The organism is Streptomyces sp. R35 (assembly GCF_041053035.1).
Taxonomy (GTDB): Bacteria; Actinomycetota; Actinomycetes; order Streptomycetales; family Streptomycetaceae; genus Streptomyces; species Streptomyces lutosisoli.
Map to the genome: position 1 here is coordinate 5053935 of NZ_CP163440.1, position 11425 is coordinate 5065359.

The window sequence follows — 11425 nt, forward strand, 5'->3', positions numbered from 1 at the left end:
CGCCGTCGCCGTCCTCCCCAGGTCGGATCTTTGGTGCACTCGGCAGGTGAAGCCGTATATCCGCACGTACCGTCGAATGCATGACGCACATCGACGCGGGCGCCGAACTCGATCCCGTTCACCCCGTGCCCATACCGCCCACGCGGCGGGTGCAGGGGCTGTCCGCCGCCGAGGTCGCCGAGCGGATCGCGCGGGGCGACGTGAACGACGTCCCCGTGCGCAGCAGCCGCTCCCTGCGCGAGATCGTCAAGGCCAACGTCTTCACACGCTTCAACGCGATCATCGGCGTGCTCTGGCTGATCATGCTGTTCGTGGCACCGTTCCAGGACAGCCTGTTCGGGTACGTGATCATCGCCAACACCGGGATCGGCATCATCCAGGAGTGGCGGGCCAAGAAGACCCTGGACTCGCTCGCGGTGATCGGGGAGGCGAAACCGACCGTACGCAGGGACGGGATCGCCACCGAGGTCAGTACGTCGGAGATCGTGCTCGGGGATCTGATCGAGATCGGGCCCGGCGACAAGATCGTCGTCGACGGCAGCTGCGCCGAGGCCGACGGCCTGGAGATCGACGAGTCCCTGCTCACCGGTGAGGCCGACCCGGTGGTCAAGCACCCCGGCGACGAGGTGATGTCGGGCTCCTTCGTGGTCGCGGGCGGCGGCGCCTTCACCGCGACGAAGGTGGGCCGGGAGGCCTACGCGGCGCAGCTGGCCGAAGAGGCCTCGCGCTTCACCCTCGTCCACTCCGAGCTGCGGTCCGGTATCTCCACGATCCTCAAGTACGTGACGTGGATGATGATCCCGACCGCGATCGGCCTGGTCATCAGCCAGCTCGTCGTCAAGCAGCACGATTTCAAGGAATCCATCGCGCGGACGGTCGGCGGGATCGTGCCGATGGTCCCCGAGGGACTGGTCCTCCTCACCTCCGTGGCCTTCGCGATCGGCGTCATCCGCCTTGGCCGAAAACAGTGCCTCGTGCAGGAACTCCCCGCCATCGAGGGCCTCGCCCGCATCGACACCGTCTGCCTGGACAAGACCGGCACCCTCACCGAGGGCGGCATGGACGTCACCGAGCTGCGCCCGCTCCAGGGCGCCGACGAGTCGTACGTACGCAGGGTCCTCGGCGCGCTCGGCGAATCGGACCCGCGGCCGAACGCCTCCCTCCAGGCGATCATCGCCGCCTACCCGGACAGCGAGGAGTGGCGCTGCACCGAGTCGCTGCCCTTCTCCTCGGCCCGCAAGTACAGCGGGGCGTCCTTCAGCGAGGGCAACGGCGAGTCGAGTACGTGGCTGCTCGGCGCCCCCGACGTCCTGCTGCCCGCCGGGGACCCGGCGCTCGCCGAGACCGAGCGGCTGAACGAGGCGGGACTGCGGGTGCTGCTGCTCTCCCGCGCGACCCGCGATCTGGACAGCCCGGAGGTCAAGCTCAACGCCAGGCCCACCGCCCTGGTCGTCCTGGAACAGCGGCTGCGCCCGGACGCGGCGGACACCCTGCGCTACTTCGCCGAGCAGGACGTCAGGGCGAAGGTCATCTCCGGCGACAACGCGGTGTCGGTGGGCGCGGTGGCCGGGAAGCTCGGACTCACCGGCTCCGTCGTGGACGCGCGCCATCTCCCCGACGAGAAGGAGGAGCTGGCGAAGTCGCTGGACAAGGGGACGGTGTTCGGGCGGGTCACCCCGCAGCAGAAGCGGGACATGGTGGGCGCGCTGCAGTCGCACGGGCACACCGTGGCGATGACGGGCGACGGCGTGAACGACGTACTGGCCCTGAAGGACGCCGACATCGGCGTGTCCATGGGCTCGGGCTCGGAGGCCACCCGGGCGGTGGCCCAGATCGTCCTCCTCAACAACAGCTTCTCGACGCTGCCTTCGGTGGTCGGGGAGGGCCGCAGGGTCATCGGGAACATCACCCGGGTCGCGACCCTCTTCCTGGTGAAGACCGTCTACTCGGTGCTGCTGGCCATCCTGGTGGTGTGCTGGCAGGTCGAATACCCCTTCCTGCCACGGCACTTGACCCTTCTCTCCACCCTGACCATCGGCATCCCGGCCTTCTTCCTCGCGCTCGCCCCCAACAAGGAGCGCGCGCAACCCCACTTCGTACGGCGGGTCATGCGGTACTCGATCCCGGGCGGGGTCGTCGCCGGAGTGGCCACCTTCGTGACATATCTGATCGCCCGTCACTACTACACGGGCGAGGGCTCGTTGGACGCGGAGACGAGCGCCGCGACGCTGACGCTCTTCCTCATCTCGATGTGGGTGCTCGTGATCATCGCCCGGCCGTACACCTGGTGGCGGATCTGCCTCGTCGCCGCGATGGGCGGGGCGTTCCTGCTGGTGCTCGTGGTGCCGGGTCTGCAGCACTTCTTCGCGCTGAAACTGGTCGGCGAGACGATGCCGTGGATCGCGGTGGGGATCTCGGCGGTGGCGGCGGCCGTGCTGGAGCTCTTGTGGCGGTGGGTCGACCGCCGTTTCCCGGCTTGAGCCGCGTACGGTTCAGGCCCGTACGGGCCTGAACCGTACGGGAGTTACTACTTCACGTCGACGTAGTCACCCGTGGCGGAGACCGCCGGGGTGGTCGAGGTGCCCTCGAAACGGAAGCGCCAGTAGCCGTCCGTGCTGGCGGTGGTGGTGGCCTTCACGTTGCCGTACGAGTCGGACGTCACCGTCTTGATCGTGGTGTACGTGCTGGTGCCCGCCTTGCGGAACTGCAGCTTGACCGGCTGGTTGGTGTAGCCCTTGTAGGAGTGGGTCTCCCAGTTGGCACGGGTGAGCTTGCCGGTGGCGGTCAGGGTCTTGCCCTTGGTGACCGGCTCCGGGCCTGCGTTGACCGTCAGCTTGGAGTAGCGCTGCAGCTTGGTGGTGGCCAGCGCGTCCTGGTCGACGTAGCCGACCTTGCTCCAGTCGATGTCGTCGGAGTCCGGGTTCACACCGTTCCACGCGACCGCGTAGCCGATGGCCTTCCAGGTGGCGGCGTCGGCGTTGACCAGGTCGGTGTCCGGGTAGACGTCGATCGTGCCCTTGCAGCTGGCGACGGTGGTGGAGGTCGCGGTGCAGGACGGGAAGTCGTCGCCGAACAGGACGTTCTCCGGCTCGTCGTACGTGCCCCGGTAGATCTCCAGGTCGATGTAGGTGTCGGCGGCGGTGATGTCGACGTCGGCGCCGTGCGTGACGGTGAAGGTGACCGGCGCGGTGACCTTGTTGCTGATGCCCGCGACGATCGGCTTGCCGTTGTTGACCTTCACGTTGGAGAAGGACAGGTCGAGCGTGTACGGCGTGCCGGTGTCGGCGGCCGAGGAGGTGCTGAACGCGGCCTTGCCGGACGCGGCGCGGGCGGCTTCCTGCACCTTGGCGACGTCCGCGCGGGAGGCGGCGGAGGCGTCGGCGGCGTGGGCGCCCGGAATGGCGAAGGCGGAGAGGGCCAGGGCGCCGGAAACGGCGGCCACGGTGGCACGTATGCGCATGCGATCCCCAAGTGGAGAAAGGGGCCCCGGTGGTGGTCGTTCCTCACGGCTCGTCGTCGCACGGGGCCCAAGTGATGGTGGAGTCTGTTGACTCGGGTGATCAGATCTGTGGCAGGAGTGAATGGTTGTACGGGATTTGAAGACTTTGTGAGCGGATTACCAAACTCACAGCCAGTGGCTCCTGACTACTGCACGTCGACGTAGTCACCCGTGGCCTTGACGGCCGGAGTGGTCGCGGTGCCCGCGAAGGAGTAGCGGAAGTAGCCGTCCACGGAGGCCGTGGTGGTCGTCTTCAGGTTGCCCGTGCTGTCCGTCTTGATGGTCTTGACGGTGGTGTAGGTGTCGCTGCCCTTCTTGCGGAACTGCAGCTGCACCGACTGGCCGGTGTAACCCGCGTACTTGTGGGTCTCCCAGTTGGCGCGGGACAGCTTGCCCGTGACCGTGATGGTCTTGCCCTTCTTCACCGGCTCCGGCGAGGCGTTGACCGTCAGCTTGGAGTAGCGCTGCAGCTTGGTGGCGGCCAGCGCGTCCTGGTCGACGTAGCCGACCTTGCTCCAGTCGATGTCGTCGGAGGTCAGGTCCTGACCGTTGAGCGCGACCGCGTAGCCGATGGCCTTCCAGGTGGTGGCGTCGGCGTTGACCAGGTCGGTGTCCGGGTAGACGTCGATGGTGCCCTTGCAGGTGGCGGCGGTCGTCGAGGTCGCGGTGCAGGCCGGGAGGTCGTCGCCGAACAGGATGCTGACCGGCTCCTCGTAGGTGCCGCGGTAGATCTCCACGTCCAGGATGAAGTCGTCGGCGGTGATGTCGACGTCAGCGGCGTGCGTGATGTTGAAGGTGACCGGGGCGGTGACCTTGTTGGCGACGCCCGCGACGATCGGCTTGCCGTTGTTGACCTTCGTGCCGGAGAAGGACAGGTCGAGCGTGTACGGCGAGCCGGTGTCGGCAGCCGAGGAGGTGCTGAACGCGGTCTTGCCGGAGGCGGCGCGGGCGGCTTCCTGCACCTTGGCGACGTCCGCGCGGGAGGCGGCGGAAGCGTCGGCGGCGTGGGCGCCCGGCACGGCGAAGGCAGAGAGAGCCAGGGCGCCGGAGACGGCGGCCACGGTGGCACGTATGCGCATGTTGTTACCCCGTGAGGAGAAGGGGCACCACGAGTCGTCGTAGTCGCCGCGGTGCCCAACCGATCTAGGAGTCTGGTGACTCAGGTGATCAGACATGCGCCTGGAGTGATTGGTTGTACGAGAAGTGAAGAAATTTCAACCATCTCGCGAAGGTCGCTCGAACCACCGGTTGAAGGTCAGTCGAACCAGCGGTCGCGCGCCAACTCCTCGGTGCGGGACGCGTCTTCGAGCAGCGCGGCGACCTCGAAGCGGCGCGGCCACTGCCCGGCCGCCCAGGCGAGCCCGGCGGCGACGCCCTCCAGGGTGGAGGCATGCAGCACCCCGTCCCGCGTACGCCGCCAGTCCAACTCGGTTCCGTCGACGACGAGTTCGTCGTGCTCGACGTACGAGGTGGGCGTCGAGGGCCCGAGCAGCACCCGTACGGACTCCGGGACGTCGTGCTCGGCACCCTCGGAGGTCACTTCCCCCGTCACCGACTCACTCAGCCGCCGCACCTGGAACAGCTCGGCGAGATCGGCGGCGCGCGACGGCCGTACGGGGAGCAGCGGCACCCCGTCGGTGAAGGGCAGCAGGTCGGGCGAGTCCACGACCACGGCGTCGGCCGCGTCCACCACGCGCACCTCACCGTCGACGACGGCTCGCAGCTCGTCCGGCAGGGTCACCTGCTCGGGGTCGAGGTCGGCCAGGAAGCCGTAGAGGGCGTGCAGTTGGGCGCCGGAGACCTTGCGGTCGGGATCGGCGAGCCGGTCGAGCAGCTCGGCGGCGCCCCCGGGCTCGTCGAGGAGGGCGGCCACGGAGGTCCGCACCCCCAGCGCCCGCAGCACCTGCTCGTCGTCGAAGCCGGTGGCGTCGGCGGCGTCGTACAGACCGTGCAGGAGCGGATCGCTGCCCTCCGCCCGCAGTCCGGCCGGGCGGCGCCCGTCGAGAACGGGATGCCCACGCAGCCACCAGGCCGCGTAGGGCCGGACGATCTCGTGCGTGCCGTCCGGCAGCAGGACGCGCACCGGCTGGGTCAGCGCGTCCCGCAACGGCGGCCGGGACAGCAGGGCGAGGGCCTGCGGCCACCGCTCGTCGTCCACCAGGTCCAGATCCCGTACGGCGACGATCTCGGTGGCGACCGGCGGCACCGGCGCGTCCGGCAGCCGGTCCAGAACGTCCTCGCACCACACGTCGACGGCGTCAAGGAGGCCCGCGTCATCAGGCTCGGCAAAGTCGGAGTCGCGCGGCTCCAGCTCGTCCGGGTCGAGGACGAGATCGGTGGCGCGCACGAGGGCGAAGTTGGCGAGCACGCCACAGGCGGCGAGCGGCTGCTCACCCCAGCGCTCGGCCAGCTCACCGTCCGCGAAGGCCAATTCGTCCTCACGCATGACCTGGGCGAACGGGCTGCCGGGCAGCACGAGTTCACCCGCGGGCGCGAGTTCCCCTTCCTCGTCCGGGAGGGCGAGGGCGCCGAGCCAGGGCTCGTCGCCGGGTTCGAGGCCGGCGTCGCGAACGAGCGCGAGAACGGTGTCCGCCAACTCCTCCGCGTCCAGGGCGTCCTCGTCCCAGGCCCCGCCCTCGTCGTCGAGCGAGGCGGCGACGGCGGCGCGCACCTGCGGGGTGGTGAGCACGGCGCGGGGCGTGGCCGGGAGGGCGCCCAGCTTCTCCAGGAGCGGGTGGGCGGCGTCCGGGTGGGCGACCTTGAGTCCGAGCCGGGCGAGGCTGTCGGAGGTGGCGGCCCAGGTGTCGTCGGGGGTGGGCCCGTCCGGGAGCGGCAGCAGGACCTGCCGGGGGCCGATGGTCGTACGCCCGTCGGCGAGCGGCACCGGCAGCCCGGAGAGCCGGTCGGGGTCGACCCCGGCGAGGCTGTCGTACAGCCTCCGCCACCAGCCCGGATCCTTCTCCAGTCCGGCCAGCCGGTCGACGGCCTCGGTGAGCGGGACACGGGCGACACCCAGCGTCCGCAGCTCCGCCCGGCGTTCGAGCCCGGCGGGCAGCAGGCTGGGCAGCACCTCGGCGAGGACCTGGACGGTCTCGGCGCCCGCGCCCTCCACCACCTCGGCGTCACGAGGCCGCAGGGCGGCCGGGTTCTCCGACACGCTGGTCTCGGGCCAGTCGTCGGGGGTCTCCGCAGCGCTGACCGGCGGGGCGGCCGGCGGCAGGAAGGCGGTACGGGGCAGCCGGTCCAGGATCGCCTGGCGCAGCGTGCCGTCCAGCTCGCCCTTGCCGAGCGGGCCGGGCACGAGGTCGATGATCCCGGTGCCCACCGGACGCCAGGCGGCGAGCAGTTCGGCGTACGCGTCCGCCGCGCGCTCCACGAGGAAATCGGTGAGCGGGCCGGGGGCGGCGTGCCGCCGGGTGGTGTCGAGCGGGAGGGAGGCGATGAGGAGGGCGGGGACGCCGAGCGGCTCGTCGCTGGGGGTGGGCGCGTGCACGACGGGGCTGGTGCGGGGGCGGGCGGGGGCGCCGTCGGCGTCCACCGGTACGGCCCAGGTGACGGACCAGTGCGGGCGCAGCCGCTCCTCGACCGGGCGGTCGGCGAGGAGGGCGGGGTCGAGCGGGCCGTGGTGGGAGGCGACGCGGTACCGCGTACTGCCGTCGCGTGAGTCCTCGACGGTGACGCCGTCCTCATGGCCGCGCCGCAGCAGCGTACGCACCTCACCGTCGCCCTCGCCGACCTCGACCAGGACTTCGTCGAGGCCGGGAAGGGCGAGCAGGAGGGCGTCGTCGATGTTCCGCAGCAGCCGCTCGGCGAGATCCTGGGCGGCGGGGTCCCGCAGCGGCAGGATGACAACGGTGTCGTACGACTCCGGGGCGGTGCCCTCGGCGGCGAACGGCAGCCGGAGCAGCGGCACATGGCCGTCGCGGCGGCGGATCTCGTCACCGAGACCGGGGCTGTGCCGGGCGGTGTCGCCGGCCAGCTCACGGGCCTCGGCGAGGGACCAGCGGACACCGCCGTGGCGGCCGACCACGGCGGGCTCGTCGGTCACCGCGAGCACGGCGGCGAAGCCGACGCCGAAGCGGCCGACGGCGGTGTCGTGGGCGTCGCGCTTGGCGGAGGCGCGGAGTGTGGAGAGCGACTCGACGCCGGTCGCGTCGAGGGGGGCGCCGGTGTTGGCCGCGGCGAGCACGCCGTCGCGGAGGGTGAGCCGCAGCCGGCCGGGAACGCCGGACCTGGCCGCCGCATCGGCGGCATTCTGGGCGAGCTCGACCACGAGCCGGTCCCGATACCCGCCGAGGACCAGGTCCTCCTCGGCGTTGGCGTCCTCGCGGAACCGGGCCGGGCTGGTCGCCCAGGCGTCCAGCACGCCGCGTCGCAGGCGGGCTGTCCCGAACGGGTCCGCGCCCTCGGCTGCCGGCCGCACGAACTTGCTCACGGTTCACTCTCCCTCTCGCCTGGCGCGACCGCTAGTGCAGCACTCGGTCGCGGCATGAAGGTACCGCGCGCCGGGCCCCCTTCCACCCGGGGCTCCGCCCCGTCGGCCCGGGGGGATGGGTTCTTCGACTGCGGATGGATGGAGGTTGTTCGTTGGCTGCGGCCCGGTGGGGGCTGGTCGCGCCCCGCGGCGGAGCCGCAAATGTCACAGCCCCGCGCCCCTTGGCTTTTAGGGGCGCGGGGAACTGCGCGGCCAGCCCCCACCCACCCGCAGCCGACGAACTGCCCGGTCGGGGTCGAAGGGGCGGAGCCCCTGGGGATGGGACGGGTAGGGGCGGCGGGGGCGAGGGAAACCCGGCCGGTTACGAGTGACCCAGCTCCGCCGAGGTTTCGTCCGTCGTGATCGAGACCGAACCGGAATCGGGGGACGGGCGGAGAGGGAAGGGGTCCACGCGGGTTTCGTCGATCACCGGCGGAGCCGGGCGCGGCGGCTTCGGCATGACGGCGGCCTCGGAGTGCCCGCCACAGCCGTACGAGAGGGACACGACATGCCCATCGGCGGGCGAGAACTCATTGGCACAGACACCGAACGCCTGTCCGAGCGAGCCCCCGATGGGGTTCAGGAAGCCACAGCTGACGCACGACGCGGGCGCGGCCTGCGCCATCGCCGTCTTCGGCCCGTACCCCTCCTCCCACCGGTCGGCCGCCACATGCAGCCCGTACCGGGACAGGACCCGCGCACGACGCAGCCCCAGCTCCTCGGCCACCGCCGCGATCGAACCCCGCCGCGGCGCGACCGGAAGCGTCGCGGGCGCCCCGCCCGTCACCTCCGCGTCCTCCGCCTCCACCAGCTCGGCCATCTCCTCCGAGACGGGCGAGTTCGGCGGCGGCTCGTCCTCGCCGGTGAAACCGGGTTCGAGGCGGAGATCCTCGGCGTCCGTGGGCAGCAGGTCCCCCGGGCCCATGTCACCGGGGCGGAGCCGCTCGCTCCACGGCACCCACTCGGGGGCGAGCAGCGATTCGGGGCCGGGCAGCAGCACGGTTTCGTCGAGCGTGACGAACTTGGCCCGGGAGGCCCGGGCGACGGTCACCGCCCAGCGCCACCCCCGATACCCCAGCTCCTCGCACTCGAAGAAGTGCGTGACTACGCGGTCCCCCTCGGAGACCAGCCCCACGTGCGCGCCGACGACGCCGGGTGCGGCGACCTCCTCGGCGGCAGTACGGGCGAGGTCGACTGCCTCGGCGCACAGGCGGTCGGGGGTGCGGCTTCGCGTGGTCGCTGCGCTCACAGGTATCGCTTCTCTCCTACGCCGTCTCACGGGTGCGCCATTCCTCCGGCGGGGGTGCGGACGGAGCGGACCGGAGGGCCGCGTCGACGTCCGCGCCCGATCGCACTCGGGCGCACCTACGCCATCCATTCTGCGGGATGGCCGAGAGGCGCGCGGCCGAGAACAATCGCCGCATGCGCGCTACGCACGCTACCTTCTCCTGGCCCCTGGGCCCACACCGGCGGCCCTCTTCGGCGCTCCGCGCCACATTCTCCGGCACTGCGCGCCGGTGTTTCGCGCCCGCACAACCCGTCTCGGCCGGCCGCAAAGTCGCCCACCAGGACACGCCGACGACCTCCCCTGTTACTCGCCCCCGCCGCCCCTACCCGTCCCATCCCCAGGGGCTCCGCCCCTTCGACCCCGTGGGTTGTTCGTCGGCTGCGAGCCGGTGGGGACTGGTCGCGCCCACGCGGCGGAGCCGCATATTGACACAGCCCCGCGCCCCTTAAGAGGCACCCGCACCCGGCGACGCACCGAAGGGGCCGGCCGGTACGTCCAGCCCGTCGCTTACGTGGTTATCGCCCAGTCCCGCCGTGGCAGCAGACAGCAATGCCCACCGGCGACGGGCTGGACGTACCGGCACGGCCCCGACCCCAAGCCGCACGCGCCCCCCATACGCGCGGTAACCGCACTACGCACCCCCATCTCGGGGCACTATGACGGAGTGGCAGCCGCAAGGTCGCCCCAGGGAGCAACCGGAGTCGGTGGCACCAAGGGCAGCAGCCGGAGTGGCGGATCGGGCCGGATGAGCGGGTCCGTCCGCGCGGTCGGCCGTGCCCTGCACTTCCCGGTGACCGGAACGGCACGCGGCATCCGCAAGGCCACGCACGCCCACGGAGCCGGCGAATCCGGCCTCGGCAAGCTGATCGAGCTGCACGCGGTGAACGGCGCCGGTGACGTCATGATCACCGTCGCCCTCGCCTCCACGGTCTTCTTCTCCGTCCCCACCGACGAGGCCCGCGGCCGCGTCGCCCTCTACCTCGCCATCACCATGGCGCCCTTCACCCTCCTGGCCCCCGTGATCGGCCCCCTCCTCGACCGCCTCCCCCACGGCCGCCGCGCCGCGATGGCAGCCGCGATGCTCGCCCGGGCCTTCCTCGCCCTGCTGCTCTCCAGCGCGGTCGTCACCGGCGGCATCGAGCTGTACCCCGCCGCACTCGGGGTACTGGTCGCCTCGAAGGCGTACGGAGTCGTACGAAGCGCTGTCGTGCCACGCCTCCTGCCACCCAAGTTCTCCCTGGTGAAGGCCAACTCCCGGGTCACCCTCGGCGGGCTCTTCGCCACCGCCGTCGCCGCGCCGATCGGGGCGGGACTCCAGATCCTCGGCCCGCGCTACCCGCTCTACGGCGCCTTCGTGATCTTCATCGCGGGCACGTTCCTGTCGTTCACCCTGCCGCACAAGGTCGACTCGGCGAAGGGCGAGGACAAGGCACTCCTGGCCGCGGACGAGGAGCACCTGCACGGACCGCGCCAGAAAAAGGCCCCGCGCCCGGGGCTCCGTACCGTCGGCACGGCGGTCACCCACGCGCTCGGCGCCAACGCCTCCCTGCGCTGTCTCTCCGGCTTCCTGATCTTCTTCCTCGCGTTCCTGCTGCGCGAGCACCCGCTCACCGGCGAGAGCGCGGCGGTCTCGCTCGGCATAGTGGGCGTCTCGGCGGGCGCGGGCAACGCGCTCGGCACGGCGGTCGGAGCTTGGCTGAAACAGCGCGCTCCGGAGATCATCATCGTGACGGTGGTGGCGTTCGTACTGGCGACGGCGATCCTCGCCGCGCTGTTCTTCGGGGCGGCCTTCGTGGCCTGCCTCGCCGCGGTCGCGGGCTTCGCGCAGGCCCTCGCCAAGCTGTCCCTGGACGCGCTGATCCAGCGGGACGTCCCGGAACTCGTCCGGACGTCCGCCTTCGCCCGCTCCGAGACGCTGCTGCAGATGGCGTGGGTCCTCGGCGGCGGCATCGGCATCGCGCTGCCGCTCAACGGCACGCTCGGCCTGTCCGTGGCCGCCGCGATCGTCGCCACGGGCTGGCTGACGACCGTACGGGGGCTGCTCAGCGCGGCACACCACGCCGGACCCGCCCGGCAACGCGTGGCGTGAGCGGCACGGCCACGCGGGGGCCACGGACGGCACGCCGTACCCCACGTGGGGAGACCACTGGACCTGCCCGATAGC

6 protein-coding genes are annotated in these 11425 nt (G+C 71.4%); 2 read left to right on the forward strand and 4 right to left on the reverse strand.

Going from position 1 to position 11425, the window contains the following annotated elements:
* Positions 1-80: 80 nt before the first annotated feature.
* Positions 81-2480, forward strand: a complete 2400-nt coding sequence (locus AB5J50_RS23065; RefSeq protein WP_369260293.1) for a cation-translocating P-type ATPase — start codon at positions 81-83, stop codon at positions 2478-2480.
* 47 nt (positions 2481-2527) lie between these two features.
* Here the strand turns inward: AB5J50_RS23065 and AB5J50_RS23070 are convergent, their stop codons facing one another.
* The 4 genes from AB5J50_RS23070 to AB5J50_RS23085 form a co-directional block, all read right to left on the reverse strand.
* Positions 2528-3460: a hypothetical protein gene (locus AB5J50_RS23070; RefSeq protein ID WP_369260294.1), complete on the reverse strand. Its 933-nt coding sequence runs from the start codon at positions 3458-3460 to the stop codon at positions 2528-2530.
* Between the two features lie 185 nt (positions 3461-3645).
* Positions 3646-4578, reverse strand: a complete 933-nt coding sequence (locus tag AB5J50_RS23075) for a hypothetical protein (RefSeq protein ID WP_369260295.1) — start codon at positions 4576-4578, stop codon at positions 3646-3648.
* A 176-nt stretch (positions 4579-4754) separates the two neighbouring features.
* Positions 4755-7934 carry a sacsin N-terminal ATP-binding-like domain-containing protein gene (locus AB5J50_RS23080; protein WP_369260296.1) on the reverse strand — a complete coding sequence of 1060 codons (3180 nt, stop codon included), beginning with the start codon at positions 7932-7934 and terminating at the stop codon, positions 4755-4757.
* 361 nt (positions 7935-8295) lie between these two features.
* Positions 8296-9222, reverse strand: coding sequence for a DUF3027 domain-containing protein (locus AB5J50_RS23085; RefSeq protein ID WP_369260297.1), 927 nt, complete (start codon positions 9220-9222; stop codon positions 8296-8298).
* A gap of 703 nt (positions 9223-9925) precedes the next feature.
* Between AB5J50_RS23085 and AB5J50_RS23090 the strand changes: the two genes are divergently transcribed.
* The gene (locus tag AB5J50_RS23090) at positions 9926-11350 is read left to right on the forward strand and encodes an MFS transporter (RefSeq protein ID WP_369260298.1); all 1425 of its coding nucleotides are present in this window, start codon (positions 9926-9928) and stop codon (positions 11348-11350) included.
* The last annotated feature ends 75 nt before the right edge of the window (positions 11351-11425 follow it).